A 15,454-nucleotide genomic window follows, 5' to 3' on the forward strand; every position below is an offset into this window, starting at 1 on the left:
ACCAATCTGGATCGACAAGTGCTCAATATTGCCAATCTGACGATTGGTTTCGGCGGCGTCGCACCGGTGTTTGCCGATACCAATTGCATGCTTGACGAGGGGCAGCGGCTTCTCGTCTGTGGTGAAGCCGGCAGCGGCAAGTCGACGCTGCTCGGCGTTGCCGCGGGTTTGATTCCGCGCCTCATTCCCGTTGCCGAATTCTCCGGGCAGGTGGAACTTGCCGGCCGTCCGCTGCCTTCCCTTACAAAGAAGGAACTCTTCGACACGATCAGCTTCGTGTCGCAAAATAGCGAAGACCAGCTATGGGATATCTGCGTCGAGGACGTCATCGCCTTCCCGCTGGAAAACAAGAGTGTCGAGCGGAGCGTGATCCGGGACCGGCTCGCCGAGTTGATGACCGAGTTCGGGCTGGAAACACTGAGCGGCCGGCGGGTTCTGACCCTTTCGGGGGGCGAACGGCGAATGGTCACCATTGCTGCGGCGATCGTCTCCAGCCCATTGATTCTGGTGCTGGACGAACCGACGACCGGGCTCGATCCGGCTGCGCGCGTGCGGTTGTCCAATATCCTGCGCAAAGTGCTGGACAGCACCCCGACATTGCTGATTTCCGAGCAGGACCCTCTGCCGCTTCGTTCCGTAATAGACAGCATTGCCTTGTTGCGTCGCGGCGGCATCTCTCCAAGCATGCCGCCGAAGATGGTGCTCAGGCAGGATGCCGCCTGGATCGATGCCGGCATTCTGCCGCCGATGCGCGCCCCGCCCGCGCGGCAGACGGTCGAGCGAGGGCGTCCGCTATTGACCGTATCCGGGCTGGCGAGCCAGCTTTCGCGCTCGCGCGGAAACCCGGTGCTGAAGGACGTGAGCTTCGATGTCCGGGCCGGAGAGGTGCTGGCGCTTATCGGCCGTAACGGCGCCGGGAAGACGACGCTGTTCAAATCGATCCTCGGGCTGACGAAAACCACCTCGGGTTCCATCCTCCTCGACGGGATGAAGGCCGATAATTGGTCGGTCGCCGCGCGAGCCCGCAAGATCGCCTATATCCCCCAAAACATGCGGCATATCTTGTTCAACATGACCGTGCTCGGTGAGGTGATCTTTGCCATCACCGCGTCGAGCGCATCGTCGAGCGACCCGGCCGTCATCGCGCGCGCCAAGGCGGCGCTGGAGCGCTACGCACTCTCCGACCTGGCGGAAGCCAATCCGTTTGCTTTATCGGCCCGCCAGCAGGCGCTGCTGGGGCTTGCCTGCGCCGATGCCACCGGCGCACTCGTTGCCATCATCGATGAACCGCTTCTAAGCAGAGACATCAAAGGCCGGCAGATGCTGGAGCTTTTCATCTCTTCGATGCAGTCCTCGGGCCGAGCCGTGATGCTGATTTCGCACGATCTGGAACTCGTCGACGATCTGGCCACTCGCCTGATGATCCTCGACAATGGCACGATCGCGTTTGAGGGAGCGCCGGAAGAGGGCTGGAAAAGCGATGCCTTCCGTTCTCTCGGCTGGCAGACGCCCTATGATATGACGGCCTGGAGCATGGCATGACGCGGCTTCATGAGCTCAATTTCTTTATCAAGCTGGGCGTTGCCTTCATCATCATGCTGGCTGCCTGGTTTGCTCCGGATTGGCGGTTCGGTGTAACTCTTGCGCTTGTCTGCCTGGTCCTTCTGTGGGGCCTGAGGGTTCCCGGTCTTCGCGGCTACATCAAGGGTGCTGCTTTGCTGACGGGCATGGTCATGGTGAGCTGGATGATAAATCTCTGGCTGCAGGGTCTTTCAACGCCGCAGGCCCTGCCTGTCGCGGCGGCGATGGCCGCCAGGCTGGTGACGACAACGGCCGCCTTCTATTTCGTCATGGAAACAAGCTCGCCGGGCGAAATATTGGCGGCGGCAAGCGCCGCGCGCCTACCCTCCATTGCCACTCTCGTTCTATCGCTCACCTTCGGCGTCATTCCGATGCTGCGCGACGATTTCGAGCGCATTGCGGATGCCCAGCGTTCTCGCGGCATGGAGATTGACGATGTCGGCCTGCCGACGAAATTGCGCTTTGCATTGGCACGCGGCATCCCGCTGCTCGTTCAGGCGATCCGCATGGCGCATGCCATCTCGTTTTCGCTTACCCTTTCCGGGTACGATCTGAAACACAAGCGAACAACCTGGCGCGAGGTTGGCCTGATGGTCGAGCAGCGCCTTAGCATGAAGGATAAGACCTATGAGCCCTGAGACCGCCGACCCGAGAACCGGGCAGAACTGGAAGGTCGACGTTGCCGGCTATACCGTTGATCTGCCTATCGTGGCGATCAAGCCGGATTTTGCCATTTCGCTGATGATGGTCATCGATCTCGGTGTGAAGTTCGGTGAACATGTCGGCGCCAAGCTTGCCGCCAAATTCGCATCGCTCAAGCCCGATATCGTGATCGGTACCGCGACGCTCGGCATTCCCGTCGCCATTGAGGTCACGCGTGCACTCGGCCTCAATAACTATGTCGTCCTGCAGAAGTCGCCGAAAATCCATTTGGCGAATGCACTGGAACAACGCATCTCCTCCATCACCTCCAAGGGCGAGCAGCGCCTGCTGCTGGACCGTGCCGCAATCCCCCTTCTCAACGGCAAGCGCGTGCTTGTCGTCGACGACGTGGTCGCCTCCGGATCGAGCCTCAAGGGCTCGCTGGAACTGGTGCGCAAGGCTGGAGCCGAGGTCGTCGGCATTGGCGTCATTCTGACGGAAGCCCGCGATTGGCGCGAGACGCTGGGATCCGATTGCGATCTCATTCAGAGCCTCGCCCATATCCCGCAATTCTCCAGGACCGGCAATTCGACGTGGGAGCCGATCCCCGGCACTTGAACTTTCCGCAGCGACTGGAGCGGTATCTTGGATCGAGGGGTGCTCGTCATCGACCCGAGCAGCCAACTGTTCTACACATGGAATTTCGCACATGATGATCCAGCTTCGGGCCGGATCAGAAACAGCCCTATGGAGATGCCAAGGCGGGGATGGCGTAAGTTGAGGCTATTGCTGGCAAACCCGGGGTGCGATCATACGAGCATGGCCCGGCCACTTGCTTTTATCAAGCCTTTGTCTTGTTCTGGCTGATGGCGTGGATACTTCAGATAGCCGAACTATAAAGTGGATGAGGACATGATCACCGATATCGAGGACTTCTTTGCCAAGGGATGCGGACGCTGCGAACGCTTTGCGACGCCGGACTGTTCGACGAGGTTGTGGATTGACGGTCTGAACGAACTGCGCCGAATCTGTCGGGAGGCGGGGCTCGTCGAGACGGTGAAATGGGCCCATCCATGCTACATGCACGCCGGACGCAACATCGTCATCATCGGCGCCTTTCGCGGCGATTTTCGCCTCACTTTCTTCAACGCGGCGCTGATGAAGGACCCTGAGGGCGTGCTCGAAAAGCAAGGGCAGAATACCCAGCATCCCGATATGATCCGCTTCGTGAGTAACGCCGCCGTGGCGAAGATGGAGCCCGTCATCCGAGCCTATCTGAAGGAGGCGATGGGATATGCGGAGGCCGGCATCAAGCCTGCAAAAGAGGTGGGCGAAATTGAATTGCCGGACGAGCTGATCGAGGCGCTGGATTCCGATCCCGAGCTGGCGGAAGCTTTTCACGATCTGACGCCAGGGCGAAAGAAAAGCTATGTGATCAACCTCGGCTCCGTGAAGAAATCCGAAACGCGGGCCGCGCGGATTGCCAAGTTTCGCAATCATATTCTTGCCGGAAAGGGCGCGCTGGAGCGCTAGCCGGCAATTGATGTCTTCTGCTTCTTGATCATCATCGATGGGTTCGAGCCGCTGCGCAATCTCAAGTCAGTTCGGTTTAGGATAATACCAAGCATAACCAAAGTGATAACGATCCGGCTCCTTGCCGTAGTAATAGGGAAGGGCAATGTCCTGCTGCGGCGGCAGTTCCGCCGCCGTTCCGTATTTCGACGTGAGCCATAGCTGCAGTGCGTTCGGCATGGTTGATTGATGCCCGTCGCGTTCGTTCCAGACAAACAGGACCGGTCCATCGCCTATGACCTGCCGGCTGAGATCTGACGCAGGATATTCCGTCGATACGACCGATGTGTGCGGCATGTTCACACGCAGATTGCCGGCCTTGAGCCAGGTCGTCGTGACGACCGCCGAGGGTTGTTTTCCTTCCGGGGTGACGACTTTGTCCACGAAGGTGGCATAAGGGGCGTTCAAATGCTCATAAGAATGGAAAAACCGCGCAAAAAGGACACCTCCGGCTATGATCAGAGGCAGCGCGATCATCATGACGATGGGTACGTAAAGGAATTTCTTTATATCGGCCTGGCTCTGCTGTCCCGCTGCATCGAGCTTCAGACAGAAGTAGGCTGGCAGCAGAAACAGGAAGGGTAGCAGCCAGCGGTCGCGAAATTCCGTAAGCGTGATCACCAGTATCAAGAGTACCAAGATAGCGGCGGTGCTTAAGAGTATCCTGCCGACGAAATCGCTCCATTCACTTCTGGCTCGCAGGGCTCGCAGAAATGATTGACGGAAGAACAGCAGAAAGATCACGCTCGTGGGAGCTATGATGGCGACGCTCGTCTTTATCAGCTCCAGAAGTCCGAAACCGATATCGGAAAGCTTTCCGCCGGCGCCTCGCTCCGACATGGTTTGGACAGTCGTTGTCAGGACCCGATCCATGTTGGACACCATCCATATCGCGTGCGGCAGGAACACGAGAACGGCGATTGCGAGCGTCAGCAGGAGGCGCCAGTCCAGAAGCCTTTTTCGCCCGACCGGATGAAAGAAGGTCGCGATGAGGACACTGCCAATCACCAGAGCAAAATTGTACTTCGTCAGCATGCCAAGCCCGGCCCAAAGCCCGATCAGCGCGTAGGAGAGGACTGTCGGACGACGGATGGTGACGATGACGAAATAGATCAACATGAGCACCGCAAGCAGGGTGCCGACGGTATGTGTCAGGTCTCTCTGCGCCTGCCAGAACATCTGTGGCATCGTCAGGAGCGATAGCGTTCCGACCGCCGCCAGCCTTTTGTCGGCCAAGAGCAATCGCAGAAGCTTGTAATAGGCGAGATAGACCAGGAAAAGCAGAAGATTCTTCACGATGACGAGCGATGCGACACTCGTGCCGAAAATTTCGAAGATGCCGTACTGAATCCAGTTGTAGAGCGGCGGTTGGGCGTCGTAACCCCAGGCGAGCCATTGGCCGACGAGAAACTGCTGCGCTTCGTCGATCCGCAGCGAGCTCGATATGGCGATGCGGATGGCTGCCTGCACGATGAAATATATCGCCAGGCTCCCGGGTACCCACCAGTATTCGGAGGATGACCTGCTGTCGATTGATGCAGTCTGCTGTCCGACACCGGCAAGGCTGTCTTTTCCCAGGGGGTTCATCCGGTTCTCCGTGCGATTGCCAAGATCGTTGCACGGCCATCTCATAGATGTCGCGACGGCACAATCGTTTTCAGTGGGATTTCTAGGGTTGGCATGTCGAGGATGGATCTAATTCCTCAGATATCGTTCCTGAGCAGCCGGGTCATTCCGGGTCACTAAAGTATCCTCGTCATTCATCGCATTCAGCTTTCCGACATCATGCCGGTCGAATTTGCATGGTCAATAATTGACTAGGGCTGCGGAGTATGAAGGCCACACCCGGCGGCAACAATAAATTTTCTCTGAATGTTGCCATATTCTCCTTGAGATCAGTTGTCAAACATACCGAATGTATGTATATAGAGCTCAAGCTTGGGCGAGGGGCGCTTTTCAAACTCTGAGTCCGACCGCCATCCGACACTCTGTGTCGGTAGCCGCAGCCCATCGTTCCAATCCGATGCGGCTGCCCACCCCGATCGGTTGACCTCCGATCAAGACGAGAAGGATTCGGCTTTCCCTCCGAATCCTTCTCTTTTTTAGATGCTCGTACTTTTACCTTCCGTATCGATGTGGAGATAGGCTCCCTCTCGAAACACTCGATCCTGTCGAATTCGACCCGAGCGAACATATCCCTCGACTTTATAGAGGTTTACCGCGTGATGTTCATGCCGCCGGCTGTAGCAATTCCTCGATCTGCCCGCAGAACCAGCGATGCGCCGCACTCGATCGCGGCGATGCCAGGTCCGGACCAATGAAAAGTTCGGCAGGACGAAGAGCACCTTAAGACATAGACGCATGGCAATACGCTCGAATTGTCCTTCGGCCAGGACATCGCGTTCGCGACGGAGCAGTTGAGAGCACTGGCCAGGCCCGCCTGCATCCATCTAAATGTTGCGGAACCTTTTGCCGTCCAGCGCTTTTCATTGGACGATTTCAGAAACCATGTAGTTGTCACTTGTCGCGCTCATCCCCCAACGACCACCACCAAGCCCGAGCTCTCGTCCCCCTTGGATTTCTGAATTTCTTCATGGCCGATGTTCAGGCGGGCATCGGACCCTTCCTCGGGGTTTTCCTCGTCGCCCATGGTTGGCAAAGCGGATCGATCGGCTCCGTCATGACGATCGGTGGGATTGCGGGGATGGTGATGATGGCCCCCGCCGGAGCGTTCATCGATGAGACCACGCATAAGCGCACATGCGTGATCGTGCTTGGCATCTGCACGGTCCTTGCCTCGATGATCATATTGGTGTCACAGTTCTTCTGGGTCGTGGCGCTGTCCCAGGTTGCGACCGCTATTGCCGGCGCCGCGATCGGGCCAGCGCTTAATGGCATTACTCTCGGCATTGTCCGGCAGGTGGGCTTCAATCGGCAGAATGGTTACAATCAGGCATTCAATCATGCCGGCAACCTTGTCGGTGCCGGGCTGTCGGGGTGGCTCGGCTGGATGTTCGGGCTGACTGCCGTCTTCTGGCTGTCAGCCGTCTTCGGCGTGCTGACCATCATTTCCGTGCTGATGATCCCAGCCGATGCGATCGACGATGACGAAGCGCGCGGCGCGACCCTTGCCGCCGTTGGTCCGCCGGGAGAGGGGGAGCCTGCCAGGCACCGAAAACCGAGCGGCTTCAAGGTGCTTGCCGAATCGAAGCCGCTGCTCATCCTGGCCGGTGCGCTTGCATTGTTTCATCTTGGCAACGGCGCGATGTTGCCATTGTTCGGGCTGGCTGTCGTCTCCGCCGGTCAGGCCGATCCCGCGGGCTTCGTCGCGCTGACGGTGGTGGTGGCGCAGGGCACGATGATCATCACTTCTCTGATCGCGATGCATATGGCGGAAAGGAGAGGACAATGGCTGGTGCTGCTGGTCTCGTTCGCCTCCTTGCCGATCCGCGGCTTCGTGGCGGCGCATCTGATTACGTCCTGGGGGGTCTATCCCGTTCAGGTTCTCGATGGTATCGGCGCGGGCTTGCAAAGCGTTGCCGTGCCGACGCTCGTCGCCCGCATTCTGAACGGAACCGGCCGTATCAATGTCGGCCAGGGCGTCGTCATGACCATGCAAGGGGTCGGCGCATCCCTGAGCCCGGCGATCGGCGGCTGGCTGGCGCAGGAGATCGGTTATAGCACGATGTTCATGATCCTCGGCAGCTTTGCGCTCGGGTCGATTGCGCTTTGGGTCGGGTTTCATGGAGTGGTGCGGGTTGCCGCTTCCGCACCGGGGCGACCTCAGGGCGTTGTGTTCTCAGGTGATTAATTGCCTATCTCCGCCCTATTGCGGGGCCAGGAAAGCATCATCCTTTGGGCATATCCCTGAGCGCTCCGATCAATCGAGTTTTACCGTGGCGCGGCCGCTCGTGAGATCCCGAATAGTGTCAAAAACCTGTTCGGCGAGCGACGCGGCTATGGTCACGCTGAGCAGGGCTCCGGATTCGGTGAAACGCTCTTCCAGAACCTGCACGCCGGCCTCGCTATGAAGTTTCGCTTTTACGAGAGCGAGGTGCGAAAACTGCACATCGATCGTTGCCGCGATGGTCGGCAGTATTTCTCTTTTTTCCGCGCATTGCAGACATTGCGCGGCAGTGCCGCCATAGGCGCGGATCAGTCCGCCTGCACCCAAAAGAGTGCCGCCGAACCAGCGTGTTACGACGACGGCGACCATATCCAATTCGAAGCCGTCGATAGCCTGGAGGATCGGCTTGCCGGCCGTGCCGCTCGGCTCGCCATCATCGCTGAAGCGATAGTTCTGTCCGATACGCCAGGCCCAGCAATTGTGATTGGCATCTGTGACAGAGTGCTGCGCGACAAACGCCTTTGCCGCCTCGGTATCAGCGATCGGAGCTGCCGTCGCAACGAACCGGCTTCGCTTGATTTCCTGATTGGCGGTGGCGATCGAAACAAGCTCAAACATATGGCCTCTTAGCCAATTTCGTGCACGCTGCGAAGAGGCAGCTGCCGCCGCCCGAAAAGACATGCGGTGGCGCGCGGTGAGATATAATGAATTGGATGAGCATAGCCGTGGAAAGTATCCAAGGCCTTCGATGGCGTAGCCGAAGCTCGTCGAGCATGATCCAGGCAGAGAAAGCTCTGCCTCATTTGCATGAGGCAGAGCAGAGAGCCTTATCGGCGCCTCGTGCGAAACTTTGTTGGGGGCGCAAGTATTCGCACGCACGCAGTGTACAACGGCTAGCTGAAACGTAGCTGAGGCTCTGAAGCTCCATGATCTTATGGTCTTCGACCTGAAATCCGAATTCGCCTTGAAATCAAGGTGATAGAACGGGAGGTCGCCCGAAGGCCATCCACACTTTTTGGCATTTTGCTTTAGCCGCGAGTCTCATGCACCCGCAGCCGGCGAGGCGGTCGACGTCACGTCGGCGACGTCGATTCCTCGGCCGTGAGAGGCAGGATGGAACTCTGCGACTACTTTGCCGCGGCCCTGGACATGCCGGCCTGGAGGTCAGCCTCATCGGCAACGATGGAGGCCGCCTCGTTCTGCAGGATATCCTTTGCGTTCTTGCGGGCCTTCTCGATGGCGATATCGGCGCTCAAGCTGCGCTCATTGGCCTGCAGGCCATCATCCTCGCCGGTATCGATGCCATCATTCGCCTGCCCGCGCGCCTTGATGCGGTTTGCCTGGGCGGTCAGCTCGTTGCGACGTTCGGCTTCGTTGAGAGAGATGACCTTCTTGTCGCGCTGCTCCTTCAGCGTGGTGAGGTCTTCCACGAAGCGCTTATATTCCGGATCGTCCTTCACTCGCGCGTCATGGCGGCTTTGCAACTGCGGCAGCAGCGCCTGGAGGTCACCCCAGGGCTTGTAGTTCGCAGGCTTCACCTGCGTCCAAGGCAGCGCGTTGTCGTAGCTGGATTCGCCGAAGGCCTTGAGGTCCGAAATTCCGGGCAGGCTGATATCCGGCGTCACGCCGCGCAACTGCGTCGTACCGCCGTTGATGCGGAAGAATTGAGCGACGGTCAGTTTCAGCTCGCCGAATTTCGGTTTCTGATTGTGGGCCACCTGATCGAGATTAACAACGGTTTGCACCGTGCCCTTGCCGAAGCTCGGTTCGCCGATGATCACGCCGCGCCCGTAATCCTGGATCGCTGCGGCGAAGATCTCGGAGGCCGATGCCGAGCCGCGATTGATCAGCACGCCGACCGGGCCGGTCCAGGCCGGGGCGGCAAGATCATCGCTTTCGACCTCCACTTCGCCGCCTGCATCGCGCTGCTGGACGACAGGACCCTTGCCGACGAAGAGCCCCGTCAGGTCGATCGCTTCCGACAGCGAGCCGCCGCCATTATTGCGCAGGTCGATCAGGACGCCGTCGACCTTCTCCTGCTTCAATTCGCCGAGAAGCTTGGCGACATCGCGGCTGGCGCTGCGGTAATCCTTATCGCCCTTGCGCCGGGCTTCGAAATCCTCATAGAAAGCCGGCAGGGTGATCACGCCGATCCTGCGCGTCGTATTGCCGTCCTTCACGGATAGGATCGTCTGCTTGGCGGCCTGTTTGTCGAGGCTGATCTTGTCACGGACGAGACTGATGACGTGATGCTTGCCGTCCGGCCCGGCATCAGAAGGCAAAATGTCGAGGCGTACGACCGAACCCTTGGCGCCGCGTATCATCTGCACGATTTCATCGAGCCGCGTGCCGACGACTTCCTTGATCGGGCCGTTCTCACCTTGACCGACACCGATGATGCGGTCACCGACCGCAAGCTTGCCGGACAATTGCGCCGGGCCGCCGGCAACCAGTTCGCGGATCGTCGTATAGTCGTCCCTTTCCTGCAGCACCGCGCCGATACCGACCAGGGAAAGTTTCATCGAAATATCGAATTCCGCCGAGGCGGTCGCGCCGAAATAGTCGGTGTGCGGATCGACTGACGTCGTATAGGCGTCCATGAACGTCTGAAAGACATCGTCGTTTTTGTATTTATAGGCGCGCTCCAGCGAGTTTTCGTAGCGCTTGTCGAGCGTATCGCGAATGGCGGCATCATCCTTGCCGGCAAGCTTCAGGCGCAGCCAGTCGTTCTTGACGCGTTTGCGCCAGAGATCATCGCTTTCAGCTTCGGTTTGTGGCCAAGGCTCCTTGTCACGCGCAAGCGCGTACTCTTCCTTGGCGGTGAAATCCAGCTTCTGATTGAGGAGGCTGCGGGCATAGGTCATGCGGTCGACGACGCGCTGCTCATAGACGTTGAAGATGGAAAAGGGGATGTTCAAATCTTCCTGATTGATGGCGTCATCGATCTTGGTGCTGCCCGCCATGAACTTGTCGATATCGCTCTGCAGGAAGATGACACGATCCGGATCGAGGGACTTGATGAAGCGATTCATGATCCGGGCGGAGAGAACGTCGTCGAGCGGAACGGGCTTGTAGTGGAAGCGCTGCAGAAATTGCGCCGTCAAATGAGCGGCCTGCGCCTGCTGCGGCAGCGGTGTCAAAACTGGCGGTGAACCGGCTTCCAGAGCATATGCCGATGACGCAAATGCCAGGAACAGGCAGAAGAAACCATATTTCGTACGCATCAAGTCTTGGCCCGATTCTCAACGTTAAATGTTCAATCTATAATCTAGGTGGAACAATTATGGTTTTTTGGCAACCGGACAGATGCTTTCCTTCGGGAAAGATTCTCGAAACATTTGTGTTACGCGAGTGCGAAGACGGTCTACACAGCCGCGAATACGAAGCTGGTCCTACCGGATTCGACCTTGGAATGCCGTAGAAGATGCTGCGCGAAACGTTTCTTGGCCATGCCGAGGTGCATCGGGGATAACGTCCTCGGATTTTGAGGAGCAGAGGAGCTTTCTTGGGTCTCGCGACGGGCAATGTGCGACAACGGAGAGGCGAGCGAAAGCAATGTTAGTTCCTGGCGCGCCTTCATCGCAGTAGGCGCAGGCCACCAGGCCGAAAAGTTTCGCGTCGGTAACGCGTGCGCTTCCTCTCGCATAGCGGGGAGGCGCGTATCATGCGGATTGGATATGGCAGCCGGTACGGCTTTAACGAATTGTGGAAGAAGACCCGGAGGGAAACCAGGTCTTCCTCCGTCTCTGATCGGAGGTCTAGTTCAGATCAGATCAGAAGCTGCGCTCGAAGCGGAGGATGCCAGCCCACTGGTCCTTGTTGATGGAGTCCCAGTTGGTGTAGGTGACTTCCGGCTCGATGAGCAGGTTCTTGACCGGCTTCCACTTGACGTTCGTGGTTGCCGAGAAGGTCTTGTTGTCGGTGTAGGCGAGCTGCAGGTTCCACTTCAGCTTTTCGTTGACCGGTACGCCAACGCCGCCCCAGACAGCCCAGTCGCCCCAGCTCTGGCCAATCGAATCGCCAGGCGCATACTTGTTGAGCTTCTTGCCGTCGGTGTTCCAGCCGCCCATCAAGAAGGCGTCGAATACGCCGAAGTCGGCATCGACACGGGCCTTGATAGCGCCTTCTTCGACGATCGAGTCGTAACCGCCAACGACCTTGAAGGACCATGCGCCAGCCTTGTAACCAGCACCGGCAACAACGTCAGGGATGTAGTGGTTCGTGCTGTCTTCGCCGTTTGCGCCAGTTGCGCCCTTACCGGAGTTCGAGTCTTCGACCGAGATTACAGCCGTGAAGCCGTTGCCGGCGTCGTAGTTGTAGGTGATCTGGTTCAATTCGTACGGGCCATCAGCGATCACGTCGTCGTTGATGACGTCGCCGGCGTAGCCGGTGAAGACGTTGAACTGCGAGTCTTCCTTACCAACGGTGAAGCCGCCGAGGCTGATGCTGGCATGCAGCAGATTGGTAGCCGTAGCGCCGCCGTCATTCCAGTCCCAACGCAGCTCGGTGTTGGTCTTCAGCGGGCCGTATTCGGTGTCGGTTGCCGTCTGCAGCTGCAACTCAGCACGCGTGTGCCACAGAGTGCCAAAGTGAGTGTCTGGGCTGTAGGCGTCGTACCACTTGCCTTCGGTACGAACCTTACCGCCGATCTTGAGGCAGGTTTCCGTGCCCGGGATGAAGAAGTAGCCAGCACCGTATGCGTCGCAGATGCGAACGTATTCCAGCGGCTCGGGCTCAGCAGCGACGATTGCGTCAGCCGCGTGGGCGCCGGATACTGCTGCAAGCGCAGCAGCGGAGCCGAGAAGAAGGCTCTTGATATTCATTTTTTCTCCAATCGATTTGCCGGATCGGAACGTAGCCGGAGGTTTTCCACCACGTTCATCGATTAGGCGTTCCCTCTAACCGAAAGCCCGAAAGACTTTCGTATCGGCACGCTAGCGGTGCTTTTGACGCATCGAAATAGAATAATTCGAAGTGATAAAGTAATTACCGTCATAAATTCGTCAAAGATGCAAAAATACACCATAAAATCACACGATCTTAGTATGTAAATGAAGTATATTAGAAATCTATACGTAATAAACGTACAAGATGTATGTTATTAATCGAAATTTTGTAAAAGTAATAAGTAAAGAATACAAACTATACAATAATTGCTGAGGTGTGCTTGCAGGGCGAATCCTGATGCGATCTCACTCAAGTCAGTTAGAGGGGTTGCAGAAGGATCGGAGATCTGCGGGGGAGAGGCAAAGTGCCGCTCGGCAGTGCGCCTGAAGCCGAACTTGGCCGCAGGCCACTTGCGAACTCGGGCAATGCTTCAGCAGCCCATGTCCCCCGGCCAAATGGCTGGATTGCGAGACCGGCGCGATTGTGGGACCGTCCGGCCTACAAGGTTCTCAGCCGTGCAGAATGCTTTGAAGCCGCCGAAGCAGGTCCCTCTGTGGTTTAATGGGCTTCCGCAGGGACCAATGGAACTTCCGTGCCATTGGCGTCGTAAAGCTTACCGTTCAGGAAATAATCGCCGTCATGCAGGCCGGCAATGTCCTGATAGCGGATCAGACGTTCCGTTCCCGCAACGAAGACCGATTGCTGATCCGAATTTCCGGTCGTCAGATGGTTGAACAGGAGGTTCAGCATGATCGCCATCAATGCCGCCGAGCTGATACCGGAGTGGAAGATGGTGATGACCCATGCGGGAAAATGCTCGTAGAAGCCAGGCGACGCGATCGGGATCATGCCGAAGCCGATCGAGGTCGCCACGATGATGAGATTCATGTTGTTTTCATAGTCGACCTTGGCGAGTGTGCGGATACCGCTTGCCGCGACCGTCCCGAAGAGGACGAGCCCCGCCCCGCCGAGGACGGAGCTCGGAACGGCGGCGACGATGCGGCCGACGATCGGCAGCAAGCCGAGAGCGACGAGAAAAAGGCCGCCGGTCGCCACGACAAATCGGCTCTTGATGCCGGTCACGGCCACAAGGCCGACATTCTGGGCAAAGGCGCTCTGCGTGAAGGAGCCGACGACCGGGGCGAGGATGCTGGACAGCATATCGGCGCGCAAGCCGTCGCCGAGCCGGCGCGCATCGACCTTGGTGCCGACGATCTCGCCGACAGCGAGAATATCCGCCGAGGTTTCGACCAGTGTCACCATGATGACGATGCACATCGAGATGATCGCCGCCATATCAAACACGGGATAGCCAAAATGGAAGATCTGCGGCAGGGCGACAAGCGGCCCGTTCATCACCCGCGAGAAGTCGGCAATGCCGGCTGCATAGGCGATCCCCGTGCCGACGATGATGGCGAGCAGGATCGAGAGCCTTGATATGGCAGCACTCCCCAGCTTGCTGAGCAGCAGCACGATCATGAGTGTCGCGGCGGCGAGCAGGACATTGGCCTGGCTGCCGAAATCCGGTGCATTCCTATTGCCGCCCATGGCCCAGCCCGCTGCGACCGGCATCAGCGTCAACCCAATGGTCGTGATGACGATGCCGGTGACGATCGGCGGAAAGAAGCGGGTGACGCGTGAAAAGACCGGCGTGATGAGGAGCCCGATGAAGGATGCTGCAATGACCGCGCCGAGAACGGCCTGTATGCCACCATGCCCGGTAATGGCAATCATCGTCGCGACGCCGGAAAAGGATACGCCCTGTACGAGGGGAAGGCGGCTGCCGAAAAACGGTATCCCGATTGTCTGCAGGATGGTCGCAAGACCGCCGGCAAACAGCGATGCGGTCACGAGCAGACCGACGTCGGCCGGCGTCAGGCCCGATGCCTGGCCGATGATCAACGGAACGGCGACGATGCCGCCATACATCGTCAGAACATGCTGAAGGCCATAGGCCAGGTTGGCGCCGATGCTGAGTTTTTCATCTTCGGGGGGTAGGCGCGCGGTATTTTCCTCTGCTGCTGCCAAGGTAATCTCCTCCATACCTTTGCGTTTCTCGTTTCCTCCAAACGAGGGCTGCACGTTACGGCGAGCGCCGTCACAAGACTTTATAGAAAAATGCGAAACACCTTATCGGCAGGCCGCGCCCGGTTTCGTAGGCAGATACCGCTCTCCGCCGGCGGCCGTTTAAAAATGCCCGGTCTTGGTCCAACTGAGATAGGGCGAAAACTGATGTCGGCACGCATTGTCGCAGGACTTATGCATCTGCCGAACCAATACAGTCTCGGGAAAGACTGTATGTGCAGAGCCTATAGCAGAGTTGCGATTCGAATATCATTCAGAAGATTTGGATGGATTGTATGAGCGAATACCAAAATAAGGCCGTCAGGATGCTGGCATCGACCGTAAGCGATGAGTCTCTGATGGATTTGAATGATCGCAGAGATGCGTTTCTGCACAGAGCTCTGGAGCTTTATTTTGCGGCCGGTGGCACCGAAGATGCTATCCAGCCGATGGTTGAGAAAGTCTATTCGACGAGTAAGCCGCGCGTGGATATAGCCGTCGGCGATGTGCTCTACAAATTGGCCGGTATCGGTCACGCATGCGATATTGATATCATACAGGCAGGTTACAACAAGCTCGACGACGCCAGGTAGACATTTGCGGGCGAGCGTTATCATGCCTGATAGAGGGCAGATGCCTTCCCAGGCCAATGATGAATGTTGCCAACGAGCCCGTTCCGTTGTGTGGATGCCTCGGGCTCTTGGCCAGCCCGCGCGGGTTTGCCCGCACCTCAATAGTGCCATCTCGGTGCCCACTTCCCTTTAAAAAGGTTGAGATGACACCGCATCATCAGCCTGAAAAGGGCGTGTTGAAACATCATATCTATCGCCGCATATATCGTGCATACTATTTGACAAAGAA

11 protein-coding genes are annotated in these 15,454 nt (G+C 57.9%); 6 read left to right on the forward strand and 5 right to left on the reverse strand.

The annotated features are described in order from the left end of the window. Positions 1 to 18 precede the first annotated feature (18 nt). The 4 genes from FHT73_RS12805 to FHT73_RS12820 all read left to right on the forward strand — a co-directional run bounded on the left by FHT73_RS12805 (position 19) and on the right by FHT73_RS12820 (position 3,756). Positions 19 to 1,542, forward strand: a complete 1,524-nt coding sequence (locus FHT73_RS12805) for an ATP-binding cassette domain-containing protein (protein ID WP_183712077.1) — start codon at positions 19 to 21, stop codon at positions 1,540 to 1,542. Next, positions 1,539 to 2,219 carry an energy-coupling factor transporter transmembrane component T gene (locus FHT73_RS12810; RefSeq protein WP_112609987.1) on the forward strand — a complete coding sequence of 227 codons (681 nt, stop codon included), beginning with the start codon at positions 1,539 to 1,541 and terminating at the stop codon, positions 2,217 to 2,219. The genes FHT73_RS12805 and FHT73_RS12810 overlap by 4 nt, the downstream gene beginning before the upstream one ends. Then, positions 2,209 to 2,841, forward strand: a complete 633-nt coding sequence (locus tag FHT73_RS12815) for a phosphoribosyltransferase family protein (protein WP_183712079.1) — start codon at positions 2,209 to 2,211, stop codon at positions 2,839 to 2,841. The genes FHT73_RS12810 and FHT73_RS12815 overlap by 11 nt, the downstream gene beginning before the upstream one ends. A gap of 294 nt (positions 2,842 to 3,135) precedes the next feature. Further along, the gene (locus tag FHT73_RS12820) at positions 3,136 to 3,756 is read left to right on the forward strand and encodes a YdeI/OmpD-associated family protein (protein ID WP_183712081.1); all 621 of its coding nucleotides are present in this window, start codon (positions 3,136 to 3,138) and stop codon (positions 3,754 to 3,756) included. Positions 3,757 to 3,822: 66 nt separating this feature from the next. On the opposite strand, the gene FHT73_RS12825 is transcribed toward FHT73_RS12820, so the two are convergent. Beyond that, the gene (locus tag FHT73_RS12825) at positions 3,823 to 5,382 is read right to left on the reverse strand and encodes a glycosyltransferase family 39 protein (RefSeq protein ID WP_183712083.1); all 1,560 of its coding nucleotides are present in this window, start codon (positions 5,380 to 5,382) and stop codon (positions 3,823 to 3,825) included. A gap of 934 nt (positions 5,383 to 6,316) precedes the next feature. Here FHT73_RS12825 and FHT73_RS12830 point away from each other — a divergent pair. Beyond that, complete coding sequence (locus FHT73_RS12830) at positions 6,317 to 7,606, forward strand: MFS transporter (RefSeq protein WP_183712085.1); 1,290 nt, start codon at positions 6,317 to 6,319, stop codon at positions 7,604 to 7,606. 69 nt (positions 7,607 to 7,675) lie between these two features. Here the strand turns inward: FHT73_RS12830 and FHT73_RS12835 are convergent, their stop codons facing one another. The 4 genes from FHT73_RS12835 to FHT73_RS12850 all read right to left on the reverse strand — a co-directional run bounded on the left by FHT73_RS12835 (position 7,676) and on the right by FHT73_RS12850 (position 14,572). Then, positions 7,676 to 8,260, reverse strand: coding sequence for a YigZ family protein (locus FHT73_RS12835; protein WP_183712087.1), 585 nt, complete (start codon positions 8,258 to 8,260; stop codon positions 7,676 to 7,678). Between the two features lie 509 nt (positions 8,261 to 8,769). Further along, the gene (locus FHT73_RS12840) at positions 8,770 to 10,866 is read right to left on the reverse strand and encodes a carboxy terminal-processing peptidase (protein ID WP_183712089.1); all 2,097 of its coding nucleotides are present in this window, start codon (positions 10,864 to 10,866) and stop codon (positions 8,770 to 8,772) included. 549 nt (positions 10,867 to 11,415) lie between these two features. Next, positions 11,416 to 12,465, reverse strand: a complete 1,050-nt coding sequence (locus FHT73_RS12845; RefSeq protein ID WP_112338213.1) for a porin — start codon at positions 12,463 to 12,465, stop codon at positions 11,416 to 11,418. A gap of 622 nt (positions 12,466 to 13,087) precedes the next feature. Continuing rightward, the gene (locus tag FHT73_RS12850; RefSeq protein ID WP_183712091.1) at positions 13,088 to 14,572 is read right to left on the reverse strand and encodes a nucleobase:cation symporter-2 family protein; all 1,485 of its coding nucleotides are present in this window, start codon (positions 14,570 to 14,572) and stop codon (positions 13,088 to 13,090) included. Between the two features lie 317 nt (positions 14,573 to 14,889). Here FHT73_RS12850 and FHT73_RS12855 point away from each other — a divergent pair, with 317 nt between their 5' ends. Beyond that, positions 14,890 to 15,186: a hypothetical protein gene (locus FHT73_RS12855; protein WP_246712106.1), complete on the forward strand. Its 297-nt coding sequence runs from the start codon at positions 14,890 to 14,892 to the stop codon at positions 15,184 to 15,186. The last annotated feature ends 268 nt before the right edge of the window (positions 15,187 to 15,454 follow it).

It is taken from the genome of Rhizobium sp. BK098 (genome assembly GCF_014193155.1).
Lineage (GTDB): Bacteria > Pseudomonadota > Alphaproteobacteria > Rhizobiales > Rhizobiaceae > Rhizobium.

What these genes read in the sequence shown, in the direction of transcription:
- FHT73_RS12820 (WP_183712081.1), top strand. Translation starts at nt 3,136, where the DNA reads ATGATCACCGATATCGAGGACTTCTTTGCCAAGGGATGCGGACGCTGC.
- FHT73_RS12815 (WP_183712079.1), top strand. Translation starts at nt 2,209, where the DNA reads ATGAGCCCTGAGACCGCCGACCCGAGAACCGGGCAGAACTGGAAGGTC.
- FHT73_RS12850 (WP_183712091.1), bottom strand. Translation starts at nt 14,572, where the DNA reads ATGGAGGAGATTACCTTGGCAGCAGCAGAGGAAAATACCGCGCGCCTA.
- FHT73_RS12845 (WP_112338213.1), bottom strand. Translation starts at nt 12,465, where the DNA reads ATGAATATCAAGAGCCTTCTTCTCGGCTCCGCTGCTGCGCTTGCAGCA.
- FHT73_RS12810 (WP_112609987.1), top strand. Translation starts at nt 1,539, where the DNA reads ATGACGCGGCTTCATGAGCTCAATTTCTTTATCAAGCTGGGCGTTGCC.
- FHT73_RS12835 (WP_183712087.1), bottom strand. Translation starts at nt 8,260, where the DNA reads ATGTTTGAGCTTGTTTCGATCGCCACCGCCAATCAGGAAATCAAGCGA.
- FHT73_RS12855 (WP_246712106.1), top strand. Translation starts at nt 14,890, where the DNA reads ATGAGCGAATACCAAAATAAGGCCGTCAGGATGCTGGCATCGACCGTA.
- FHT73_RS12825 (WP_183712083.1), bottom strand. Translation starts at nt 5,382, where the DNA reads ATGAACCCCCTGGGAAAAGACAGCCTTGCCGGTGTCGGACAGCAGACT.
- FHT73_RS12840 (WP_183712089.1), bottom strand. Translation starts at nt 10,866, where the DNA reads ATGCGTACGAAATATGGTTTCTTCTGCCTGTTCCTGGCATTTGCGTCA.